Here is a 24,811-nt window from a genome sequence, read left to right as displayed (position 1 = left end):
AAAATACATTAAATTATAATTTTATAGCGTGTTGTATGCAGTCATCAGCCATTTACCAGCAATTAAAAAAGTCATTAAGTAGCTATATTAAACAACCTAATAGTGCATTTACTGTTGCGCTTTCAGGTGGGGTAGATTCGGTTGTGTTGCTGCATTTAATGAGTAAGCTAAAAAGTGAAGTTGATACGATTACGCTCAGTGCTGTGTATGTTAATCATGGGTTGAGTAAACATGCTCATGATTGGCAACAGTTTTGTAAACGCTTATGTATAGATCTTGGCGTGTCATTTCAGGCAGTGAGTGTCAATATAGCGGTTCAATCACGAACAAGCTTAGAAGCTCAAGCACGTGATGCTCGCTATAAAGCGCTCGACGAGCAAAGCCCAAAAAACAGTATTATATTGCTAGGGCAACACTTAAACGACCAAATAGAAACTTTTTTACTGCGTTTAAAACGAGGTTCTGGTTTAAAAGGTCTCGGCGCTATGCATCAAAAGCGCGTATTAAAAAGTGGCAGAGTGTGTTTTAGGCCACTTTTAGATGTGAAACGAAGTGAAATTGAAAGCTTTGCTGCACAATATGGTATTGATCATATTACAGATGACTCCAATACTGATGAGCGCTTCGATCGTAACTTTTTGCGCGCCAGTATTGTACCCGTACTTGCAGAACGGTTTGATGGCTTTGAACAGTGTGCAGCTCGTAGTATTGAGTTACTTCAGCAACAACAAGCTCTACTTGATGAATATATTTTTACTGATTTAAATCAAAGCTTAAATGCGCAACAAGCGTTATGTATTAACAACATAAAGTCATACAGTGAGCCGCGTTTAGCGAATGTGGTAAGAGCGTGGCTTGGTTTGTTTACTGAAATAATGCCATCTCAAAAGCAGTTGTCACAAATTATCAACCAGGCAATAAATGCTCAGGCCGACGCACAAATTCAAATTGACTTAGTTGATGGACAAGTTAGACGCCATCAAGGGAGTTTGTATTTTGTAATTCAAAATAACATTGTGAATGATGATAAGTTAATCACTTATGAACTCACCCTCAATGATGGCCGCATATTAACAAAGCAAAGCGGTGCAGGAATAAGAGCGCCGTATGCTAATGAGCAGGTTTCAGTAAGGTTTAATTGCAATAGCGCTCGTATAACACCACTAAAAAAGCCAGGAAGCAACACCGTTAAGCACTGGTTTAAAGATGCAAAAATAGCGCCTTGGCTTCGAAGTCATGTGCCGCTTATTTTCTACAACGACGAATTAGTCCAAGTGGTTGGCTATTTTATAAGTGAAAAACATTATGATGAAAATGGTATTTATTGGGAGTGTAAATAAATGAGTAAACAGCCACATGTTGGGTTATCGCTGGTTAATAAAGCCCCATTAGGCATGCTATTTACAGCCCTAATAGCGTTAGTTGCTAATGTATTACTCGATTTGAACATTGTTACTTTAGCCTATGCTATTTCGGGTGGTGCTGTATCAGCAGTTATTTTAATGGCTTACTGGTTAGGTAAAGGCGGCATATTTTTTATACTAGGGGTGAGTTTACCATTAGTTTTAGTGTTATTTACGCCTCTGGGTACCGCCACTGCCTTAATTAATTTAGTGAGTGGTTACTTTTTTGGTTTTTGTGTAGCGCTTACTATTTATAAGTTTTTACCCGCAAAGCCTATTAAACAATAGGGTCGCGGTTTGCATAAAAAAGGCCCCGCGGGGGAAGCGAGGCCTTTTTTAATTAAATCGTTAAGTTAATATGCTTTAGCGCAATTTCTACCAGACGCTTTAGCTTTGTACAATCCTTTATCTGCTCGTGAGAATAATTCTATATCGCAGTCTTTACTTGTCGCTAATGTGTAACCAATACTTACCGTTACGCTGTATTTAGACATTAAACTTGAGTGTTTTACAAATTGCATAATGCGTTCAGAAATCACTTTGTTAGTTGTAAACTCAGGGTCTTCAATTAGTATTGCAAATTCATCACCACCAAATCTAAATACAGTATCTGTCGCACGTATACTTGAATTTAATACAGTAGCAAATTCTTTAAGTGTATCGTCACCAATTTTATGACCAAACTGATCATTGACCTGCTTAAAGTTATCAAGGTCTAATAACATTAAACTGAAAGGGCGTTGATAACGACGACAGTTTTCTAGTTTTTGAGATAAAATGTCATTAAATTGACTACGGTTATTTAGACCCGTTAGAGAGTCTTTTGTTGCCAATTTAAGAACGCGGCTATACATCATCGCATTACGTAGCGGGTAAACCAGCGCTGAGTGAAGCGCCCGTAGCTTGCTTTCAATTGCTTTGCCTAAAGGGTATTTACTAAAGTAAATAAGTTGCCCTAAATGCTCTCTTCCAATTGCTAAATCAAAAATATAGGGTGTACTGTTTGTATCACTTTCAGACGTTTGTGCGTTACCAAGCGTTGATTGAAACTGCAACCCCGTAAAGTTTAAAAGCTTTTTTGTAAACTTTGCATATATGGCTAATACATCTTCAATAACTAAGCTAGTTTGTAGCTCAGCGACTAACTCGTGTGTTGCCGTTGTTTCGTGATTTGGTGTGTGCTCAGCCGAAAACGGCAAAAAATCGCCGCGACCAGAGACACGTTGCGTCAAAATATGGACATTTTCCATTAAATTCTCCCCCGAGGGTGTTGCTTTGCCATTATTAAGCGATTTCTATGCCATATTTTAAAACTAGCTTAAAAACAATTGCTTGCTATATTTAAACTACATCCCTTAGTTTAATTGACGCCGGAGGCCAAATTTGCAAAGTATTAATGCTCAGTTTTTTGGCTTGCTTGTGGCTGCCGTAATTTTTGTGTGGTTTTTTAAGCGTATCGGTTTGCCGCCAATTTTGGCGTACCTGGCAACAGGTGTTTTAGCAGGCAGCCATGGCGTTGGTTGGTTGGAACATACGCACGAAATAGACTTTGTTGCAGAGCTAGGCATTGTATTTTTGCTTTTTAGTTTAGGGCTTGAGTTTTCAATTTCCCGATTAATGGCAATGCGCAATATTGTATTTGGATTAGGGTCACTGCAAGTGATTGTAACCAGTTTAGTGCTCATTATAATTTTGTATTGTTTAAACTTTAGCTTGCTTACCAGCTTTACTATTGGCTCTATTATGGCGCTGTCTTCAACGGCAGTCGTTGTTAAATTACTAAAAGAAAGTGGAGAACTTAATCAGCGCAGAGGGCAATTAGCAATAGGTATATTGTTGTTTCAAGATATTGCGGTCGTACCTCTACTTATTATTCTTCCCTTATTTGCCGCAAGCGATTCACAAACAATTGGATGGGCGTTGGCTTTTTCTTTAACTAAAGGGGCTTTTGTTTGCGTACTGCTTTGGGCTATTGGTAAGTGGGTACTGCCTAAAGTATTTAACGAAATAGCTTTAGTACGAACCGATGAGCTATTTGTACTGACTACGCTACTCGTTGCTTTATTTGCAGGGCTACTCACTTATATGTTTGGTTTATCAATGGCGTTAGGTGCATTCCTGGCCGGTATGATGCTAGGGGAAAGTCATTACAGACATCAGCTTGAAGCAGATATACGACCATTTCGCGATATTTTAATGGGGCTATTTTTTGTAACCGTAGGTATGCAGCTCGATTTACTTTATGTATTAAGTAATGGCGTTATTATCGTTGCTGCCTTACTAGGATTGTTGGTTTTAAAAATAGCCGTGGTTGCTATTAGTGCACAACTAATGGGTGAGCGAAAGCATGACTCATTAGCGTGTGGGATTATGCTGTGGCAAATGGGGGAGTTTGGTTTTGTGTTAATTGCTTTAGGGAGACAGCACCAACTATTAACAAGCGAACACATTTCATTTTTAATTGCGCTTGGCGTGTTATCAATGGCGTTAACCCCATTTTTAATTGAAAAAACACCCACCATTTTAAGGCGTTTGGGGTTATTAAATAGCCCAAGCGTAGCATGGGATAGCGAGCCACAAGTAAGTATGCTTTACACAAATCATGTAGTCATTTGTGGTTTTTCGAGGGTAGGGCAAACAATAGCGCGTTTTTTAAAACCAGAGGCAATTGAATATGTTGCTGTAGAAAGTAACCCCATACTTGTGCAAGAAGGAAAGGCAGCGGGTGAGCCTGTAATATTTGGCCACGTTAAACAAAAAGATATTTTAAAGTGTGCCGGTGTAGAGCGTGCACGCTTGGTGATTATTACATTTACTGAATTTGACCAAACACAAATAGTGATAGACGCAATAAAGCAAATCGCACCCGAGGTAAAAATACTGATACGTACACGAGACGACAGTCAACTTGAAAAGCTTCGTGAGCTTGGTGTAACGGAAGTAGTACCAGAATCACTTGAAGCAAGTTTAATGATAGTCTCGCATGTTTTATCTATGTCGGGTGTCCCCATGAGCCGAATTATTAGGCGTGTTAGCGATGAGCGAAGAAATCGCTATCAGTTTCTACAACGTTTTTTTACGGGCGAACATATAAACAATGATGAGGGGAATTCAGATAAGTTAGAATATTTACATGTGGTTGCTCTTCCCGATAAAGCACATGCGGTTAATAAAAGCATACACGAGCTTAATTTAGTAAAACGCAGGGTGTCTATAAAAGCATTGCGACGCCAAGACCGAGAAATAGACGCCCCTTCAGATCAAATTATCCTGCTAGCAAACGATATACTCGTTTTACAAGGTAAACCACGGCGGGTAGAACGAGTAGAACACTTTTTACTAGATGGCATTGAATAAGTTAATCGAGCCCTAAAAACGCCCTTATTTCGGGTAGCTTAGCCATACCGTCTTGATACCCTATTTCCATTAAATGTTGGGTGTAGCGTTTTTCAAATAATAAGTAACTAGTTAAACTTGATTGAGAGTGTTTTTTAACACCAATAATTCGCAACAATACTTTTATCGCCCATGGCATATCGTTGTAATACTGCGCCGCAATGACATTAAAATTTTGTGAGGGATTAATAATAAAGCTATCTATTTGTTTTAGCTCTTGGTGTTTATCTCGTGCAGGTAAAAGCCCCAAAGTGCGGTTTATTCTGCCTAAACGTTCTAAATCTGACTGCATGGTGTCGGTAAATACACTATCAAGCAAGTGCCCTGCAACAGCCGAAAGCCCGGGGTAATGTGCAGAATACCCCGGTGGATGCGGCTCTTTAGGTTCATCGACACCAATAATAAATATTTTTTCGGCGCCTAAATGTATTGATGGGCTAAGCGGTGACAGTTGATGTATAGAGCCGTCACCAAAGTAATGGTTATGAATATTAACGCTTGGAAACACCATTGGAATAGCACTTGATGCCATTAAATGATCAACATTGATGCGTGTAGATCGTCCTTCACGCTTAGCTCTTTGCCAAGGTGTTTGCGTATTTGATTGAAAAAAAGCAACCGAGTCACCCGTTGTGTAACTTGAAGCGGTAATAGAAAGAGCTTCTAAATAGTTACGGTGTAAATTACGCTCTATGCGGTGAAGGTCTAAAATCTCGTTAAGTAAGCCACGCAAAGGACGATTATTCAGTAAGCTCGCAGGTGGGTGGTTAATATGTTCGGATTGAAAACTGGTTAAAATATTACGCGCAATGTGACCAAACACACTCAAAAAATCACTTTTGTAGACCATAGAGGTCGAAAAGTTTTTCCATACAGATTCTAATTTACGCACAGCTAAATGAGCGCAAGAGGCATAACACGCTAAGGCCGCAGAATTTATAGCTCCGGCAGATGTACCATTAATTATTCTAAAAGGAAGAGGTGCGGTACGTGGCATGCTATGAGCTAATGCTTTTAAAACACCTACTTGATACGCAGCTCTAGCACCACCACCGGTAAGTAATAAGGCTGTTTTAGGCTTTTTTGGATCTATTTGCTTAATTTTCATATTGGTGGTTAAACTGTTCAACGTCTTTACTTTATTTATCAACTGTAAGTCTTTAAGCTAGAAGAATCAAAGGATAACTGTTCTTGAAAAAGTGCTTGCTTTTTTATAGCGCAATTTAATGCGCAATTCAGGCCGAATAATTTAAGGTATTAATTTAATAAAAGCCCGAACAGAATGAATTTAATCCACTTAGGCTACTCTAAGTGATATCGCATTTTAATTTTTTATGGAGTTAGTATGTCAGACTCATCAGATGTTCAAAAACGCTCACCAAACAGTAATCTACTTCTTGCCATTATTACGCTAATTGTTGTTGCCTGTGTTGTTGCTTTCTTATTACTCAAACCAAGTGACGAACCAGTGTCGAGAACAGAGGTAACAAAGCCGATAAAAGAGCAGCCAATAATGGAACTTAAGCCATTAAATGAACCAGATATAATTGAGCCAGAAGAGCCAACAGCCATTGAGCAACCCGCAGAGCTCGAAGTGCCAGCGCAGCGAATAGTTGAACCAGAACCAGAAGTAGCTACGCTACCTGCCTTAAATGATAGTGATACTGTGGTTGTTGCTAAAATTGACGAGTACTTGAGTGACTCTGTTATGAGCCTATTGGTCACTGATGATGTTATTCGCCGAGGTGTTGTTTTTATTGATAACTTAGCCCAAGGTAAAGTTGCTAAAAAACATAACCCTGTTATCAAACCCCAAGAAAGCTTTAGTGTCAGCGAAGGGGACATTTTAACCATTGATCCGAATAGTTATGAGCGTTATACACCTTATGTAAAAGTATTTACGAGTATGAGTGCAGCGCAAGTGGTCCGATTGTATGAAGAGTACAAGCCACTTATTAATGATGCATACACAGAAATTGGTTACGGCGATGATGAGTTTAAACAAACATTGAACGACGCAATTGATTTACTGCTTGATACACCAGAACCAGAAGGCGCCTTACCACTTCTTCGTGACTCAGTGACTTATCAGTATGCGTTTTCTGAATGGGAGCAACTACCCGCAGCTCAAAAGCAGTTATTACGTATGGGTCCAGAAAACATGAAAAAAGTGAAAGGCGCATTACGTAATATAAAAGCGCAATTAGAGAGCAATTAACAGCCACAAATTAAATTTTAATACGGCGATTGTATATGAAGTATGCAATCGCACTTTCTTTTTTGATTATCCCTTGAATAACACAGCAAAAGTAGAGATAATCCCTCCCGCGCCAACCAAGGCCCTCAATGGTAGTCTTATTGGTCCTCTCGCAACACTAGCAGGCGAACCTGGTCAGGCCCGGAAGGGAGCAGCCACAGTTTGTGACGTGTGTGCCGAGATGTGGCTGGTAAGACTGCCACCCAAATTCCTCATTTGGGTGACAACCTCTCAACTCATTTAAAAAATTATAATTAAATACCAGTAGTTTATTTTCTGTTGTTCCCTCTGTTTCTACCTTATAGACAACACTTAGATATTGCGCAATAATGAAATAAAGCGTTAACGTTAACGCTACACATGTTAAATCAGATGCCCAAGGGTTGTTGTAATGTCTCAAAGAAGTAAGTGGGCACTAGCTATTTTATTAGGGTTAATAGGCGGGTTGGTTAACCTTTTACCCCTGTATTTTTTCGATAGTTCTGAATTTTTATTTGGACAAATTTTTGTTTTATGCAGCTTAGTATTCACTGGGTTGCGCTACTCCTGTCTTACGCTTGCGATTGTCTCGAGTTTTTTACTTTATAGGTGGGGCCACTGTTGGCCCAGTGTAGTGTATTTGCTTGAGCTTTTATGGCTTTATACTTTCTGTTTGAGGCGTTCAAAACCCATTTTACCTTTAGGTGCCGTTTTTTGGTTTTTAGTGGGGCTGCCTATTATTTGGGTGATAGGGCAGTTTGTAATGGATTTAGCGTCGCTGACGCTTATTGTTGCAGTGTTTAAATACCTGGTAAACGCATTAATCAGCTTAGCATTGGTTGATTTGATTAGTATATTTGTTCCTTATGCTAGCCGTGCTTATCAAGGACGTCCACTGGCTCGTATTCTTAGTTATGTGGTCAGTGTTATTATTGTTTTGGTTGTGCTTATTACAAGTGTTTTTTTGGTTAACGACCATCATTCGCGTATAGAGTATGAGGTAAATGCGCAGCTTGAGGAAAAAGCAAAATCTATTAGCACACAGTTGAATGACTATTTGCAGTTTCATAAAAACGCGGTGGTAATGAGTAGTGATGCCATTGGGGGTGGGATTGATATAAAACAGCAGCTCACACAGTTAATGGATTTATACCCAGGTTTTACTACGAGTTTATATGCAATGCCAAATGGGTATGTCGCTAAAAGTATTCCTGAAACATTACTTGCAGGGCTTAGTGAGGAGAAGCGATTTGTAAACGACCGACCGTATTTTTCACAAGCTCAACAGTATCCCAAAGGTTACAGTAGTGGGGTGTTTCAGGGGCGTGGTCTTGGTAATGAGCCTATAGTTGCTCTTTCTGCACCAATATACAAAAATAACGAGTTTTATGGTGTTGTAGAGGGCTCTTTAAAGCTAGAGCGCTTAGAGCAGTATATTCCAAATTTGTTTAATCAAACTGGTGAGCTAATTATACTCGATGCTGAGCAAAGAATTGTTTTTAGCTCTTTAGCACAATTTCAAATACTGGCTGATTTTAAGACGTTAGATTTTACAATAAGCAACCTGGGCGATAATCAACTTTTTCGTTCTGTTAATAATGAAGTATTTCATACCAATCAGTATGTTGATACTAGTAGTCAATGGCAAGTTATTACGTTTTACAATCGTAAACACTTAACTAAGGTGGTAGCAACAGCTTGGCTACCAACAATATTGTTTAGTGCAGTGTTGATTTTTTTAGTGGTGTTGTTTATACATCATTTATCTAATTTATTAGTTCAGCCAATTATTGGTTTGACTAATTTAATGTATGGTTTTAATAAATCAGACAAACAACACTTTAATACAGAGTCTAGCTGGTACGAAGTGCTGCAGCTGCAACAACAGTTTAAAATGTTGGGGAATGCGTTAAGGGACTCAATAGAAAGTTTACAAGCGTCTAATATTAAAAATCAGGATTTAAATAAACAGCTAAGCCAATTTAACCAGCAGTTGGAAGTTAAAGTGGCTGAGCAAACAGATGAGCTAACAAAAGCAGTTAAATCAGCTAATGAGGCTAATAAAGCTAAGTCACAGTTTTTGGCCAACATGAGTCATGAACTGCGCACTCCTATGAATGGCATTTTAGGTATGGGAGAGGTATTACTGCGAGATACCACCCTTACAGATGATCAACGCGAGCTGCTTGAAACACAGCAAAAAAGCTCCAAAAATCTACTACAAATATTAAATGATATTTTAGACTTTTCTAAAATTGAAGCAAACGCCATGCAAATTAGCCCGCGAGCAACTTTGCTTGCTCCGTTTATTGAAAATATTCATTCGTTATTTTCGCCAATTATTCACTCCAACGATGTTGAGTTTATTATTCAACAGAGTCCCGACTTACCCGATTGCGTAAATGTAGACGACTTACGTTTAAATCAAGTAATTATTAACTTATTGTCTAATGCGCAAAAGTTTACTCAGGCTGGGTTTGTGCGTTTATCGTTTGATTACAGTGATCAGCAGCTCACGGTAAGTGTGTCTGATAGCGGTATTGGGATCGAAAAAGAGCAGCAGTTATTACTTTTTAGTGAATTTACTCAAGCAGATGCTAGCGTAGCACGTAAATATGGCGGTACAGGCCTTGGGTTGGCTATTTGCCAAGGTTTGATTAAAAAAATGGGTGGTGAAATAACCTTAAATAGTGTGCCAGGTTTGGGTAGCACTATTAAGTTTTCAATAAATGCCCCTAAAGCGCAAAGTGTCGATTTAGCAAAGCCGGTCCAAGCACAGTCGCTACCAGACTTGCTAAATAAGGATATTTTGCTGGTGGAAGATAACCCTATAAACCGCCAAGTAATTGCAAAAATGTTAGAGCCAACAGCTGTTACTATTACAATGGCAAACGACGGTTTAGAAGCGCTTAAAGCATTAAAAAGTAATGTGTTTGATTTAATTTTAATGGACTGTCAAATGCCTAATATGGACGGTTATGAATGTACTATACGCATTCGCGAAAATGAAATAGGTGCAGATGAACGGGTTCCAATTATCGCCATTACAGCCAATGCATACGAAGAAGATAAGCAGCGTTGTTTAGATGTAGGTATGGATGACTTTATTTCAAAGCCAGTTAACTCTCAGGGGTTATATAGCGTTATTGCTAATAATCTTATAAAGATAAATTAAGTATAATTTATAAAGGCCTGACAAAATATGGCCTTTATAAATGGCGCTTTAATTTCATATAAAATCGAGGGTGAGCAATAACCGTTGCTCGTTTGCAGTCACCGGTGGCGAGCGATGCACTAGCCCTGCACCTTCGTTTTCATCCCAGTACTCGCCTTTAAGCAGGGCAACATCACCTTGCTTGAGTTGATTAATATTATTTAGGCTTTTAAATAAGCCAGACTCTTCATCGGGCTTACCTAAATTACCAGTACCAAGTTTTGAGCGCTCTACATCGCTGTGATTTAACCACTGCGTAGCTACACCTTGATAGGTAGTCACTAGCCGGCACGGAATTTTGTCTACATGAAAACGCGGGCACATGGGTTTATCTAATATTGTTAGCCTTAAACCGGCGCGTTTTAAATCAAACAGGCAGCAAAACATTTCAACCAACAGTGCGATATCTTCACACAGCGCTTTAACTTCATCACGGTTATTATCTTCTGGCTTAAATGCTTTTATTAATTGGTCAAACGCATCATCGGGCGATACAGCAAGTTCTAGTGGCTTTAAAGTATTTGCGCTAATGAGCGTATTAACTGCATTTGTTAATGCTTGGTCAAGGTCTCTTTGCCAAATAACAATGTTAGTGTCTTGGTTATAAATTTGTGGCAATACATTGGCGTCACACTCTTTAGCTGCTTTTCGGTACAGTGGTTCATCCGGTTTTATTTGCGCAGTTAGTGGGGCTAGGGCATTCATTACTCTTCCTCCCAAATAGGAAACGGGTCGTTATAGGTTCTCCAAAAATCTTTACCTTTAAGTACGGCATCTTCTGGGAGTAGGCAGTCATCAAGCGCTTTAATCATGGCTTGTTGATTCAAAGATTGACCAATAAACACTAGCTCTTGGCGCATGTCGCCAAAGGGTTCTACCCATTTACTGTTTATATCAGCAAGTATTTCGGGATCTGTGGGCCAGTCTTTTTTAGGAATTGCTTTAAAAAACATACCAGCAAATCCGTAGTGAGCAATACCGCCTGCTTGGCTCCATTGCCCGCAAAATAAAGGCCGAGTAGCCAGCCAAAAATACCCTTTAGAACGAATGAGCTTACCAAACTTTTCGGTGCTATGAAGAAAGTTATAAAACTTTTCTGGGTCAAATGGGCGGCGCGCAGTGTAATTAAAGCTGCTAATACCATACTCTTCGGTTTCGGGAATATGTTCACCACGCATTTCTTTAAGCCAACCCGGCGCTTGTTGGGCACGTTCAAAATTAAATAAACCCGTGTTTAGCACTTCGTTAATATTAATATGGCCGTTTGAAATAGGGATAATGTTAGCGTGAGTGTTAAGCGTATTTAAAATGGCAGTGAGTTTATTTAATTCATCGTTTGTAATTAAATCCGTTTTACTGATTAAGATTACATCGGCAAATTCAACTTGGTCAACAAGTAGGTCGGCTACGCTTCGTTCGTCGTCTTCTCCTAACGATTCGCCGGTATCTTGTAAATCATTTGCTTGTTCGTAGTCGTTTAAAAAGTTAACGGCATCAACTACCGTTACCATAGTATCAAGGGGGGCAATATCACCCAGTGATACGCCATTTTCATCGGCAAATGTGAAGGTTTCGGCTACCGGTAATGGCTCAGAAATACCGGTTGATTCAATAACGAGGTAATCAAAATGCCCCTCTTTGGCAAGTTTGCCCACTTCAACAAGTAAGTCTTCTCGTAGGGTACAGCAAATACAACCGTTGCTCATTTCGACGAGCTTTTCGTTACTGTGATTGAGCGATACATCGTTTTTAATAGTGGCTGCATCGATATTTATATCGCTTATATCGTTAACTATAACAGCCACTTTTTTACCTTGCCTGTTATTAAGAATATGGCTAAGTACAGTGGTTTTACCGGCCCCCAAAAAACCTGATAACACTGTGACGGGCAGTTTATTTATCATTTAATAATCTTACTAAATTACAATTTAAGGTATGTTATATTATATCAATTTTGTATTCCAGTAATGCTAATTAATTTTTTAATGCTGAGCTGCAAATTAAATGTGTTACTCAAATACTTTTCATTCGAAAAAGAAGGGGGAATATGGAATTATTTACATTGTACATGGTAATGATAGTCGTTATCATTCGCGTTGTTTTTTTAAGCCTCTTCACTGGATCAACATGTTTAACCAAAAATATTTGGCGCTCAGTATTGCTGCGTCTTTTTCTGCTTTTTCTAATGTGGCATTTGCCGAGCAAAATAACGAGATTGAAAAAATAGAAGTAACAGGCCGCGCTCAGCAGTTTTACCTAGAAACCGAAAGTAAAATTGGGACTAAAACGGATTTAGATCTTATTAAATTACCGCAATCTGCGCAGTTATTGACCGAGCAACTTATTATTGACCAAGCCGCGCGCGACATTACCGATTTATACCGCTCAATAGCAGGGGTAAGTGAGTACAGCTATTCAGGCGTTACTTTTCGTGGATTTAGAGACGATGCCAATGTATTTTACGATGGCGTACGCGGCGATCCGTATTCGGGCTTTGGTGTACCACAATTGTTTAATGTAGCGCGTGTCGAAGTATTAAAAGGCCCAGCCTCTGCGTTATATGGTGGCGGTGAGCCAGGCGGTATGATCAACTACGTGACTAAAAAGCCTTCATACACGCAAAGCAAAGAGCTAAAACTAACGCTTGGCAATTACAACACGCATGGTGCATCACTTGATATGACCGGCGGTTTAACCGATACCATGGCGTATCGTATAGGTGGTTATTACGAGGAGCAAGACAGCTTTCGTAATAATGCAGATTCAAAAAATACCGAGTATACCGGTGGTTTATTATTTGATTTAACAGATTCAACCACACTAACCACAAGTGTTGACTACATCAAACAAGACCTAGATGGTAACCGTTTACGTGGTGTACCGGTAGATGAGAACGGTAATTTTTTAGTTGACCCAAGTTACAACGCAAACGAAGCATTTGACTACCAAGATATGGAAGCGTTAGTACTGCAGGCCGAGCTAAAGCATTACTTTAATGATGATTTTTCTGTAAGTAGCACACTACGTTACATGGATAACGAACGCGGCCAAGCGTACCATGAGTCGCAAAGCTGGGTAGATGTAAACGGCGATGGTGAAGCAAACATTGATGACGAAACCATTAAACGCGAATACCGTAAGCAATACCGCGCAAACGAAGAAACAAGCTTAACGACTGACTTTGTTTATAGCTTTGAGCAAGGCCAATTAACGCACCAAGTATTATTTGGCGGCGACTACCACACAGTCGATACCGAGTACGATTACTTACGTGCCCGCTATGAAGCAAACGGGGTGGCTAATTTAAACATATTTGACTTAAATTATGGCGAAACCGACCCAAGTACTTATAACCTTACCGACATGAACCGCGATGGTGTTGAAACCGACCGTTTTGGCGTATACGTACAAGATATTGTAAGCATTAACGAGCAATGGACTGTTATTGCAGGCCTGCGCTACGATTATTTTAAAGAGCTAAACAAAGAAACCGGTTACAGTTATTCAGATAACGATGTAACGCCGCGCGTGGCTGTTACCTACCAACCCGTTGAAAACACATCGGTATACATAAATTACTCAGAAAGCTTTAACCCAGCATCGTCGGGCGATCAAGAAGACGTAGAGGGCGAGGGTAATTTAACCCCAGAAACCGGTAAACAAACCGAAATTGGTATGAAAAACAAATGGCTTAATAGCAAAATTATGAGCACCTTTGCTATTTACCAAATTAATAAAGAAAACGTAGTAATGAGCAACCCTGACGACACTGGCGCGGGTGATGGCATTGCAGCACTTTTAAATATTGGTGAGGTAGAAAGCCGTGGGTTTGAAACAACGCTGGTGGGCGATTTAACCGAGCATTGGACGGTAACGGCTAACTACGCCTACAACGATACATTGGTTGTTGAGGGGGTAACGGGCGATACTATTTCAAGCACCTACGGTGATGGCTCTCGCTTTGCTAATGCGCCGCGTCACCAAGCTGGTTTATGGTCGCGTTTTGCGCTTGATAACATCGATTCGTCTATTGCATTTGGCGCAAATTACGTAAGCGAGCAAATAAGCCAAGACGGCCAAAAAGTTAAATCCTTTACTGTATTTGATATGAGCTGGACTACTCGCTTTGACGATGTTTTATTAAGTGTAAATATTAATAATCTATTCGATAAAGAATACGCAGTAAGTGGCTTTAGTGAGCGTAACGGCCATTTCCCGGGCAGCCCACGTGAAATAGTAGGCCAAGTGACCTATAAATTTTAAAGTAAATTAAGCGCGAGCTTATCTCGCGCTTATTTTTTATCGCTATTAAAATTAGCCGCTTCTTGCGATGTATTAATGGCTGTAATAGGGAAGGGGATCACAATACCTTCTTGGTTATAGCGTTTATGGAGCGCTTTGATAAAAGCAGATTTAACCCAAAATCGATTAAAGTACTCTTTTGCGCGCAGCATTACGGTAAAATTAATACTTGAGTTATCAAAGGTGTGATACACCACAAAGGTATTGTAATCATCAACGCCCCACTCATGGTCAATCAATACTTGGCGAGCAACTTCAAGCGTTACCTGCTCTACAAACTCTAAGTCTGAGCTGTAATGCACGCTTACATCAACAGGTACACTCAACTCTTTTTCGGGATAAAAGTAATTAATAATACGCGATTTAGAAAGCTGACTATTAGGAATAATAATCATATTATTTGGCAGCATTTTAACCCACGTAGAGCGCCAACCAATTTTTTCTACAAAGCCCTGCTCCTTTGATTCAAGCTCAATAAAATCCCCCACACGTATGGGTTTATCTATAACAAGCTGTACGCCCGAAAAAAAATTTTCAAGGGTGGGTTGCAGGGCAAGTGCAACGGCAAGCGAAGTAATACCAAGAGATGCAATGATAGGCGTAATAGAAATACCCAAGGTGCCCAATAAAACCAACAACCCCACCGAAAAAAGAGTAACGCGAATAACCCCCTTTATAATACTTTGAGAATTAAAAATAACCGCAGATTGTTTAGCGTAGTGATTAACGGCGCCAATAACAAAGTGATTTAAAAAAAATATAAGGGCAAGTAAAGCTAATACAATATTAATGCTGTTGAATGGAATTCGCTTTGCTAACTCGGGGTCAATAACGAATGTATCGTGCTCTAAAATGGTGATTAGCACAATAATTGTGCAAAGTGTTAGTGGCTTAGATATTGAGTCTAGAAGTAATGTGTCGAATGTAAATGTTGTTTTTGATGTCCATTTTTTTAGCCAGTACATTATAAAAAAACGAATAAAAAACAACAGTATAGTTACAAATAAAAGGTAAGCTATCGTACTCAACCAAGGGGTGTTATTAATAACGTCAAGCGTATTTTTGAGCATAACTTAAACCTATTAAATATAATTATATTTAATACAGCAAGTTATGTACCTATGTTTGAAATAAAGAGAAGTGTATTGCCGAGATGAGCTCGGCAATCGTTACTCATATTTTTTTAGCTACCCACATTCCACCCAATACAGAGGCAAAAAACAGCCAAAACTCCATTTTGAATGACACCAGTTGAACTAAGCCGGGGCCAGGGCAAATTCCGCTCAATCCCCACCCCAAACCAAACAAAACAGAGCCCGTAATTAATCTACGATCTACATTTTTTAGATTACTCAGGCTAAATGCTTCACCAAATAAAGGGGTATCTTTTTTAGAAACCCAAAACCACGCCAACATCATTATTCCCATGGCTACCGCCATTACAATAATTAAACTGCCATCCCAGCTTTCGCCAAAGGTCAAAAAATTAAGTACTTTATCAGGGTTGGTCATCCCGCTAATAATAAGGCCTAAGCCAAAAATAAAGCCTAAAAATACCGATGTAATTGCTTTCATGTTTTATCCAACTAAGTTAGCAGTTATTACAGCAACAAGCATAAACACACATGTTGAAACCCAAGAACGTGTAGAGAAACGCGACATACCACACACGCCATGGCCGCTTGTGCAGCCATTGGCAAATGACGTGCCAACACCCACTAAGAGCCCCGCTATAATAATTAACCACGGCGGTAGGCTTAACTCGCCCTCTAATAACTCAGGCGCAATAAGTGAAGTGGCAACGCCCGCAATTAATAAGCCTGTAATAAAGCACACTTTCCACACATTATCGGGTTTTAGTGGAGTAAACAAAGATTTAACTAACCCTGAAATACCGGCCACTTTACCAAATAAAACAAGTAATAATGCACATGAAATACCAATTAAAGCACCGCCTAAAGCGGCGGATAAAGGCGTAAATTCAGTTACCATTTTATATTCCCCAAACAATTGATACACCAACACCTGATTGGTCCATTTCGATTGCTAGTTGCTGGTTTAGCGCTAAAAAGTTAGCACCTGATACCTTTTTAGCTGGCGAGTAAAAAGCCATAGCATTTAATTGTACATTGTCGCTAATTTTATGGCTAAAACCAGTTGTAAAATGCCACTCTTGTACACCCGGTGCTAAAATATTAAATAACACCTCAGACGACGGAATAGGCTGTTGAGTGTAAGAAACACCAAAGCGAATTTTTTGTTTCGCAGTACGCTGCCACTGATAACCTAATTTCTATATATCCATATCTTCCCAGCCAAACCCTGCACCTGTTGTTGCACCTAACGGTGCAGACATTAAGTTACTTATTGGGTTGGCAATGCTTTTAACTTCACTGTAGTTTATTTTTTGCCAATCGAATACAAGTTGGTTATTTGGTGTAATTTTATAGGCGGCACCAATTTGAATTGAGGTAGGTAAGTCAAAGCCACCGTCTTCTGCGAATAAACCTTTATAGCTATCAAACTCTTCCATAGACACCGACGAGCGGTAACTGGCACCCCAGCTAAACGATGTGCCTACGGTTTGAGTTATGCCCACTTGCACACCTAAGCCTGTGCTGGTGTCGGTGCCATTATTAGTTAAATTTTCAGGCGATTGCGAAAAAGGGGCAAAGTTTCCCAGGCCTGTCGCTTTAAATTGTTGCACAACATAAATAGGTGAAACCCCCACTTTTGTTTGCTCGTTTAATTTATAGTTAATAGTTGGACTAATAAATAACTGTTTTAAATCAACGCCTGTTGTGCCAGCGTAAAATGTACCTTCAGGCTCAGAATTGGCGCTGTAGTCGGTGTTCATACCGCCATTGCCGTAAACCAATAGGCCAATATTTATTTTGTCATTTAACTGATGGCCAATAGCAAATTCAGGGATGGCAAATAACGTGTTATCACTTTTTTGGGTTTTTGCTTCAAGATAAAGCGCATTAGGATAAAACGTATCTACAGATGATGCTGTGTATTTTCTATCAGGTGAAAATAGCTCTAATCCCAGTGACATTTCTGTCCCATTTACAGTAAAACTGGCTGGGTTATTAGCACCAGACATTAACTCTTCAGATAGCGCAACCCCTGCACCTGCCATGCCTTTGTGGGTCATGCCATAGCCATGAGTAAAATACCCATTGGTAGCAAATGCGCTAAATGTTCCTAATGTGCATGTTAATGCAAGGCCTGATACTAACTTATTTTTCATTTTGATAGACATACGTAGTGAGAAAACGCGGACAATAGCTAATTTTCTATATTCAAAAAAAGGAATATAAATCGATTACTTATAGTAAAAAAAATATTTAGCGTGTGTGTTTAACCCAAAGTTTAGCGAGGTAATGGCTTAAGCCTTTTATACAACCATTAAATCAATCATTTAGCTAAAAAATACAAAGCGGTGAGAGGATTCACCGCCCTAGATTAATTACATAGACTCAAGTGTTTTACCACGGGTTTCTGTAATGTATTTAGCCACAAAAAATATACTAATAAGTGCCGATAAAGCGTAAAAGCCGTACGCACCTGCAAGGCCAATATTAGCCAACATAATAGGGAAGGTCATGGTAATGGCAAAGTTAGCAATCCACTGTGCGCTTGCAGCAACCGCGAGGGCTGCGCCACGAATTCGGTTATTAAACATTTCGCCTAATAACACCCACACAACAGGGCCCCAACTTAAGCCAAAAAATACCACAAATAAGTTAGCCATTATAAGCGCAAACGTCCCCATGTTATCGCTAAGTGCAAGCTTGCCTGCTTCATCAAGGCCTGCGCTGCCAAATATATAAGTAAGCGCACTTAAGCTAATAAACATGCCCACACTGCCTACAAGTAATAGTGGTTTACGGCCAATTTTGTCAACTAGGGCAATAGCAATAAAGGTCGATACAACATTCGTGGTGCCCGCTAATACATTTATAAATAGCGATTGCGACTCGTCAAACCCAGCGGCTTGCCAAAGCTCTGAGCCGTAATAAAACACCACGTTAATACCTACAAATTGCTGAAATACGCTAAGCGCAACACCCGCCCATACAATAGGGTGTACCTTTTTACTGCCATCGATAAATAAGTCGCGAATACCCGGCTTTTTATCACTGTGCAAGGAGCGTTTAACATCGCTTATTTGCGCATCAACGTTGTCGTTCGAAATTTTACTAAATACCGTTTTTGCATCGGTTACTTTACCTTGCGCCACTAAATAACGAGGCGACTCAGGAATAAACAACACTCCCACTAAAAAAAGTATTGCAGGCACCAGCTCAGCCCAAAACATCCAGCGCCAAGCGGCTATATCAAGCATTAAAATATTTTGCGCGCTGCCTGCTGCATCAGCAATTAAATAGTTACTTAAAAACGCAGCAAACAAACCCAATACAATAGCGAGTTGTTGAAGTGTAGCTAAACGACCACGAAGGGCTGGTGGCGCAACCTCTGCAATATAAGCTGGCGCCAATACCGATGCAGCTCCAATACCTAACCCACCAAATAAGCGGTAAAAAATAAACTCGGCCGAGCTTTCGCTAATGCCCGAACCAAATGCGCTAATAGCAAAAATAATCGCGGTGATGATCATAATTGCACGGCGGCCAAACTTATCAGCCAGCGGCCCCGCTGCAAGTGCACCTAATGCGCAGCCTAATAATACCGAGGCTACATTAAACCCTGTAGCCACACTGCTTGAATTAAAAGCATTACCGAGTGCCGACACCGTGCCGTTAATAACGCCTGAGTCAAAACCAAATAAAAAGCCACCAATAGCAGCAACGGCCGAGATAAATATTACGTAAAAAAGAGAGCATGTGCCCAATGTGTGCGCCGAGCTATTAGTGCTCGGCGAAAGAGGTGATGTCATAATTGTGTGTCCTAGTTATTATTATGGTGTACTTTGCTATATTGAAACGTGTGGTGTTGCGTATTTTAAACGAATTTTATTTGGGCTGACTCTTTCATAATCAATATTAAAGTTATTGTTTAATACTTCCAACAGTCCTTTAATATCGCCTGTTTTAAACATGCCGGCTACTTGCACAGTTTTGAGACGGTCATCTTCTGAAAGCTCAAAATCTATATTTGTATAGCGGCTGATTTCAGCCATGGCTTCAGCAAGTGATTCACCTCTAAATATCAAGCTACCTTTGCGCCACGATAATCTAGCGGCTACATCCATAGGATCAACTTTTTCGACCGCTTTAGCAATTTTACCTTTAAAGCTTAAGTCAAGTTTTTCTCCCTTTGACACCGAAGTTGAGCTAGTTGATAAGTACTGACCTTGCTTATTTGTTCCTTGGGAAAGATTGGGTAACGATTTGGCTTTTTGTTCTGCAACAAGGACTTTGCCATCTGTCACAATGAGTTCTATTTGTTTTTTACCCACCTCTACATTGAATGCGGTACCAACAGCTTGAATAACTTTATCACCCGCGATAACGCTTAAAGGGCGCATTTTATCGTGAGCTACATCTATATGAATTTCGCCACGCAGTAGATTTATTACGCGAGAGTGCTCGGTATACCTAACTTGAACAAAGCTATTAGTGTTTAAGGTAATTTTACTTTTGTCAGAAAGCAGTATGTCCTTACTTTCACCTACGTTGGTTTGAAAATTAAGTTGTTTCGCAACCACTGCTGACTGATTAACTGGGTAAAAAAATGAAAAGTTAAACGCTTCTTGAAAAAAGCTAAGTGCAACAGCTAATAAAATAGAGGCAGCTGTCGCACCTAACCACACTGGGAGACGTTTTTGTTTTACCGGTGTTTGTGGAAACAGATCTGACAAACGGCTGAGATCGCCCATTTTGTCCCACAGCTTTGCTACTTCAAGTAACACCTCTACATTTTTATAAGATTGTGCTAACCATTGTTTTAGCGCTTGTTCTTCGGGCTTAGTCAGCCCACGGTCAAGTTTAGCTAGCCATTCACTTGCCTTATCAAGGCGCACATCGTCGCTTAAATTTCGCTCGTTTATATGATGAATATTAGTCATTTCCACCTCCTGCATTTAGCTGCGAAGAAGTATTTGGTTGCCCATAAACACTTTTTGTAGATTGACGCATAAATTGCGTACAACGTTTCATGCCTGTTGCTATATGTTTTTCCACGGTACTTTCACTAAGGTTTAATTGAGCAGCAATCTCTCGCTGCGAATAACCATACACTTTTTTTAATACAAACACTTTACGGCACTGCACGGGTAAAAGCCGTATGGCCTCACAAAAATTAGAAAATTCACTATCGGTTAGTGCTTTTTCGTACATTTCGTCTTGCTGGTGCTCTGCTAAGAGTTGCTCTAACGCTTCCATGTTGTCGATGCCATCGACTAGGCGTATATTGGCTTGCTTTTGGTAATCGAGCGCTAAGTTTCGCGCCGTTTTGTAAATAAAAGATTTTGGTGAGCTTATGTTTTCAGTGTTTTTAATCTGACAAATTCGCACATAAGTTTCTTGCACTATATCTTCAATTTCATGTGGTGGCACTATGCGTGCAACTACACTTGATAGACTTTTGCGCGAGGCCAAATAGACCTTATAAAAAAGTGTGTCTTTCGTCATTTAGTGTGTGTCTCGTGTGTGTTTACGGCAATTATTGTTATTTTATTTGCCAATACAAACTAAGACGAATGGTAAGAAAAAATCCGCCATTAAATTAAAAAATAAATCAGTATTTTATTTTTTAATTTAATGTTCACTGACCGAACGAGGCATAAAGCTTGTAATGTAAAGGCGAATTGTACTACAGTTTTTGCCATTACTAGTACCCTACTAGGTAATGACTATTCGCTTTGAAAATTTAAATTTTTAATTAATAAGTAAAAAATTGCAATGTGGGCTGTATTTTTAATTGTTTAAAAATATTGTTAAAAGCGCAAACAATAAAAATAATAAAGGCATAAAAAATTTAGTATGGCTGGTCAAAAAAATAATTTATTAAATAAAAATAAAAAATATTTATGGAGGAAAATAAAAAGTCACTCGTCTTTGTTCTGTGTATGGCCAAAAACTATACGCAAGGAATATTTAAATTTGCCGCTTTGTTTACCTATTTATGTACTGGTTTTTAGCTTACTCACCACCGAGGTAAAAGCGAGTACTGTAAACGATAAAGCAGTGTTTAATATTCCCAGACAAAGGGCCGATTTATCGCTAATAAATTTTGCCGAGCAAGCCGATATTACTTTGCTTTTTCCGCTGGATAAAATTCAGCAGTTACAAACAAATACTATTGCTGGCGAGTATTCAATAATAAACGCGTTACATATTTTACTCGATGGCACAGGGTTGCAACCGCATGTTAGCGAAGATGGGCAAATATCTATTTTAATAGACCCAAGTTTCGAGAGAACTGACAACATGGCTAACTATAAAAAAAATGGCGTGTCGAGTGCTGTACTAGCCGTACTAAGCACAATGACAACGCTTCCTGCAGTAGCAGAGACAGCAGCACAAGAACCAGAAATAATTGAAGTACGTGGAATTAGAGGCTCGCTTGGTCGAGCTATGGATGCAAAAAGAGAAGCGGGTGGCGTGGTCGACTCCATCTCAGCTGAAGATATTGGTAAATTTCCTGACACAAATTTAGCTGAGTCTTTACAGCGTATTACCGGGGTTTCAATAGACCGTTCAGGCGGCGAAGGGCAGCTCATTACGGTACGTGGTTTTGGCCCGCAGTTTAATACAGTCCTGGTAAACGGACGCCAAATGGCATCTGAAAACCAAAGCCGTGCGTTTAGCTTTGATACTATCGCATCAGAGCTGGTTAAAAGCTTGGATGTATTTAAAACCTCAACAGCCACAAAGCAGTCAGGCGGTATTGGTTCAACAGTTAATGTAAATACAGCGCGACCATTTGCAATTAGCGGTTTTAAAGTTGCGGGCAGTGTTAAAGGTATTTACGATGAAAATAGTGAAGAAACCACGCCTGAAATTTCAGGCTTAATTAGCAATACGTTTAATGATGACACACTAGGTGTGTTGTTTGCTGTTTCTCGTCAGGAGCGCGAAACACGCTTAAACCAGGCACAGGTAGACGGTTGGTTAGAAAACGTGGGTGTCCCAAATCCGCAAACTCAAAGCGGGCAAGCATATACCGGTAATATTTTTTCGCCGCGTAACTACGATCATAAAGTCACTACAGAAACACGTACACGTACTAATGCAAACTTAGTTATACAATATGCACCTTCAGATGATTTAGTTATAACAGCCGATGGGCTTTATTCTGATTTTGATGTTGAAGCTGACACCACGTCTTACGGGCATTGGTTTACAGCGCCAAACTTAGAAGGCTTTGGCGGGGCTGCAGGGCCAACTGTGGACCAAAATGGCACAGTGGTAGATTTATATCAAGAGGTAGGCCTTGCTACCGATATGCACGCTAAAAAGTTTGATCGCTTAACAAGCTCTAGCGCACTAGGCTTAAACTTTGATTGGCATGTAAACGATAACTTAAATATGAAATTTGATTTGAGCCATTCAAAAGCCGAGCGTGAGGCTAATAACGGCGGTGGCGATCAGTTATCGTTGATTGGCTATGCTAACCGAGTTCGATTTGAAGTAGATGGTGGCATACTACCTTACGCAAGTGAGTTTGCCTCTGCTAATCCTAATATTTATAGCGGTCAGCAAGAACTTGATGGGGTTGCTTATAACCCAGCAGTTACGCCTGATGGTGTATCTAATCATTTAGATACCGCCAATAGTCGAGCACACGTAATGCTTCGTCGTGGTTGGGCTGTAGAAGATACCGTGGATCAGTTTCGTTGGGATAGCATTTGGCATAACGATGGTAGCTCAGGCTTAGTCTCGGTCAAGTTTGGTGCTATGTATTCAACTGAAACTAAAAACCTTGATCGTTGGGATAACGAAGGTGTTGGTATTCACTGTACTTTTTGTGGTTACCCGGATAACCCAAGCATGGATGGCTTAGCACAATTTGTATTTGATGCAGGGGATGACTTTTTAGGCGATGTAAGCGGCAGCGGTCGTATGCCAACGTCATGGCTTGCACACGATGGCGAAGCAAACTTTGCGTACCTTGAGCAAATAGCTGCGGCGAATGGTCAACCTATTAGTTTTGATGCAGTTAAACGTAATAAGTCGTTTGAGATAACTGAAGATACTTTCTCGTTTTATACTGAGTTTGATTTTGAAGCTGAGCTTGCAGGCATGCCTTTATACGCAACAGCGGGCTTTAGATACGAAAGCACTGATGTAAAAGTAAAGGGGACCGATGAGCCAGTTAGTGCGTTAACCATTCTAGATAAAACAGAAATGCTTGCTAACTTTGGCGCTGTAGAAAATATTTCAGCCAGTTCAGATTATGAAGCTATTTTACCTAACTTTAGTGTAAAGCTTGAAATAAGCGATGAGCTAATAGCACGTGCCGCTGTATCGCAAACAATTACACGGCCAACACTCGATAGTATGTCGCCTGTAACAGTCATCGAAACAACTCGCCAAGGCGGCAATTTAACATCAAGCTCTGGTAACCCTGCACTTGAGCCATTTACCTCTGATAATTTAGATTTATCATTAGAGTGGTATTACGCGGATGCTAGTTATTTATCTGCGGGTTACTTTAGAAAAAACGTTGCTAACTTCATTATTAATACGACCGAAGACTTAACTTTTGAGTTGTCTGGTGGCGGATTGTTAACTGACCCCTCAACAGGTAATGATGTAGATAACCCCGATGCTGCCGATTCAACGGCTGTATTTACTAATACATTACCCAATAATAGTGAATCGGCGATTGTTGATGGCTGGGAAGTAGCCTTACAACATAGTTTTGATAGTGGCTTTGGTTTTATGGTTAATGCAACATTTGTAGACAGCGATGCAGAGTTAGACTCTGCCGATATAACTCAAGTTTTTGCATTAACAGGCTTAAGCGACTCTTATAATGTGGTTGGCTTTTATGAGAATGGCCCATTTCAAGCGCGTTTAGCCTATAACTGGCGCGATAGCTTTGTACAGTCGCTAACACAGCTAAATGGTGATGGTGTAACCATTGTAGAAGATTACGCACAACTTGATGCTAGTGGAAGCTATGACATTACCGAAAATGTATCGGTATTTTTTGAAGGTATTAACTTAACCGAAGAATACGTGCATAAGCGTGGTCGTTTTTCTAACCAATTACTATTGGTTGAAGACAGCGGGCGACGTTTTGCGTTAGGTGTTCGTGGTAGTTTTTAACTTTAATTAATAAAGT

Annotated in this window: 19 protein-coding genes and 1 other RNA gene; 8 read left to right on the top strand and 12 right to left on the bottom strand. The window is 39.9% G+C overall.

The annotated features are described in order from the left end of the window. Nucleotides 1–35 precede the first annotated feature (35 nt). Together tilS and ATS71_RS15890 are read left to right on the top strand one after the other, a co-directional pair. Nucleotides 36–1,340 carry a tRNA lysidine(34) synthetase TilS gene (tilS, locus tag ATS71_RS15895; protein ID WP_058405696.1) on the top strand — a complete coding sequence of 435 codons (1,305 nt, stop codon included), beginning with the start codon at nt 36–38 and terminating at the stop codon, nt 1,338–1,340. After that, a complete protein-coding gene (locus ATS71_RS15890; RefSeq protein ID WP_058405695.1) occupies nt 1,341–1,691 on the top strand; it encodes a hypothetical protein in 351 nt (116 codons plus the stop codon). Nucleotides 1,692–1,756: 65 nt separating this feature from the next. Here ATS71_RS15890 and ATS71_RS15885 read toward each other — a convergent pair whose 3' ends face one another. After that, nucleotides 1,757–2,653, bottom strand: a complete 897-nt coding sequence (locus tag ATS71_RS15885) for a GGDEF domain-containing protein (RefSeq protein WP_058405694.1) — start codon at nt 2,651–2,653, stop codon at nt 1,757–1,759. Between the two features lie 133 nt (nt 2,654–2,786). Here ATS71_RS15885 and ATS71_RS15880 point away from each other — a divergent pair, with 133 nt between their 5' ends. Then, complete coding sequence (locus tag ATS71_RS15880) at nt 2,787–4,760, top strand: monovalent cation:proton antiporter-2 (CPA2) family protein (protein ID WP_058405693.1); 1,974 nt, start codon at nt 2,787–2,789, stop codon at nt 4,758–4,760. Nucleotide 4,761: 1 nt separating this feature from the next. Here ATS71_RS15880 and ATS71_RS15875 read toward each other — a convergent pair whose 3' ends face one another. Then, nucleotides 4,762–5,907: a patatin-like phospholipase family protein gene (locus tag ATS71_RS15875; RefSeq protein ID WP_058405749.1), complete on the bottom strand. Its 1,146-nt coding sequence runs from the start codon at nt 5,905–5,907 to the stop codon at nt 4,762–4,764. Between the two features lie 237 nt (nt 5,908–6,144). Here ATS71_RS15875 and ATS71_RS15870 point away from each other — a divergent pair, with 237 nt between their 5' ends. From ATS71_RS15870 to ATS71_RS15860, 3 genes are all read left to right on the top strand, one after another. Continuing rightward, nucleotides 6,145–7,017 carry a DUF3014 domain-containing protein gene (locus ATS71_RS15870; protein ID WP_058405692.1) on the top strand — a complete coding sequence of 291 codons (873 nt, stop codon included), beginning with the start codon at nt 6,145–6,147 and terminating at the stop codon, nt 7,015–7,017. Nucleotides 7,018–7,155: 138 nt separating this feature from the next. Further along, an RNA gene (gene ffs / locus ATS71_RS18525) (signal recognition particle sRNA small type) lies at nt 7,156–7,252 on the top strand. 195 nt (nt 7,253–7,447) lie between these two features. Beyond that, entirely contained in the window at nt 7,448–10,210 is a 2,763-nt protein-coding gene (locus tag ATS71_RS15860) for a hybrid sensor histidine kinase/response regulator (protein WP_058405690.1), read from the top strand. A 54-nt stretch (nt 10,211–10,264) separates the two neighbouring features. Here the strand turns inward: ATS71_RS15860 and ATS71_RS15855 are convergent, their stop codons facing one another. Both ATS71_RS15855 and zigA read right to left on the bottom strand, forming a co-directional pair. Continuing rightward, nucleotides 10,265–10,954: a DUF1826 domain-containing protein gene (locus tag ATS71_RS15855; RefSeq protein WP_058405689.1), complete on the bottom strand. Its 690-nt coding sequence runs from the start codon at nt 10,952–10,954 to the stop codon at nt 10,265–10,267. Then, nucleotides 10,954–12,153 carry a zinc metallochaperone GTPase ZigA gene (gene zigA, locus ATS71_RS15850; protein WP_058405688.1) on the bottom strand — a complete coding sequence of 400 codons (1,200 nt, stop codon included), beginning with the start codon at nt 12,151–12,153 and terminating at the stop codon, nt 10,954–10,956. The genes ATS71_RS15855 and zigA overlap by 1 nt, the downstream gene beginning before the upstream one ends. Before the next feature lie 223 nt (nt 12,154–12,376). On the opposite strand from zigA, the gene ATS71_RS15845 reads away from it, so the two are divergent. Beyond that, nucleotides 12,377–14,512, top strand: coding sequence for a TonB-dependent siderophore receptor (locus ATS71_RS15845; RefSeq protein ID WP_058405687.1), 2,136 nt, complete (start codon nt 12,377–12,379; stop codon nt 14,510–14,512). 29 nt (nt 14,513–14,541) lie between these two features. Here the strand turns inward: ATS71_RS15845 and ATS71_RS15840 are convergent, their stop codons facing one another. From ATS71_RS15840 to ATS71_RS15810, 8 genes are all read right to left on the bottom strand, one after another. Then, on the bottom strand, nt 14,542–15,621 hold the full coding sequence (locus tag ATS71_RS15840) for a mechanosensitive ion channel family protein (RefSeq protein ID WP_058405686.1): 1,080 nt from the start codon (nt 15,619–15,621) through the stop codon (nt 14,542–14,544). 103 nt (nt 15,622–15,724) lie between these two features. Next, nucleotides 15,725–16,126, bottom strand: coding sequence for a DUF6691 family protein (locus tag ATS71_RS15835; protein ID WP_058405685.1), 402 nt, complete (start codon nt 16,124–16,126; stop codon nt 15,725–15,727). 3 nt (nt 16,127–16,129) lie between these two features. Beyond that, complete coding sequence (locus ATS71_RS15830) at nt 16,130–16,543, bottom strand: YeeE/YedE family protein (RefSeq protein ID WP_058405684.1); 414 nt, start codon at nt 16,541–16,543, stop codon at nt 16,130–16,132. A 1-nt stretch (nt 16,544) separates the two neighbouring features. Then, entirely contained in the window at nt 16,545–16,757 is a 213-nt protein-coding gene (locus ATS71_RS19225; protein WP_235591514.1) for a hypothetical protein, read from the bottom strand. Nucleotides 16,758–16,844: 87 nt separating this feature from the next. Beyond that, nucleotides 16,845–17,804: an OmpP1/FadL family transporter gene (locus ATS71_RS15825; RefSeq protein ID WP_235591513.1), complete on the bottom strand. Its 960-nt coding sequence runs from the start codon at nt 17,802–17,804 to the stop codon at nt 16,845–16,847. Between the two features lie 219 nt (nt 17,805–18,023). Further along, entirely contained in the window at nt 18,024–19,454 is a 1,431-nt protein-coding gene (locus ATS71_RS15820) for a sugar porter family MFS transporter (protein ID WP_058405683.1), read from the bottom strand. 36 nt (nt 19,455–19,490) lie between these two features. Next, the gene (locus ATS71_RS15815; RefSeq protein ID WP_058405682.1) at nt 19,491–20,585 is read right to left on the bottom strand and encodes a FecR family protein; all 1,095 of its coding nucleotides are present in this window, start codon (nt 20,583–20,585) and stop codon (nt 19,491–19,493) included. Further along, nucleotides 20,578–21,150 (bottom strand): RNA polymerase sigma factor, encoded by a 573-nt coding sequence (locus ATS71_RS15810; RefSeq protein ID WP_058405681.1) that lies wholly within the window; start codon nt 21,148–21,150, stop codon nt 20,578–20,580. Before ATS71_RS15810 ends, ATS71_RS15815 begins: the two co-directional genes overlap by 8 nt. A gap of 351 nt (nt 21,151–21,501) precedes the next feature. Here ATS71_RS15810 and ATS71_RS15805 point away from each other — a divergent pair, with 351 nt between their 5' ends. Then, complete coding sequence (locus ATS71_RS15805) at nt 21,502–24,795, top strand: TonB-dependent receptor (protein ID WP_082653640.1); 3,294 nt, start codon at nt 21,502–21,504, stop codon at nt 24,793–24,795. The last annotated feature ends 16 nt before the right edge of the window (nt 24,796–24,811 follow it).

This window comes from Pseudoalteromonas sp. H71 (assembly GCF_001468485.1).
Classification (GTDB): domain Bacteria; phylum Pseudomonadota; class Gammaproteobacteria; order Enterobacterales; family Alteromonadaceae; genus Pseudoalteromonas.
Note: the sequence above shows the minus strand (reverse complement) of the source record. Positions and strands in the feature narration are given on the sequence as shown.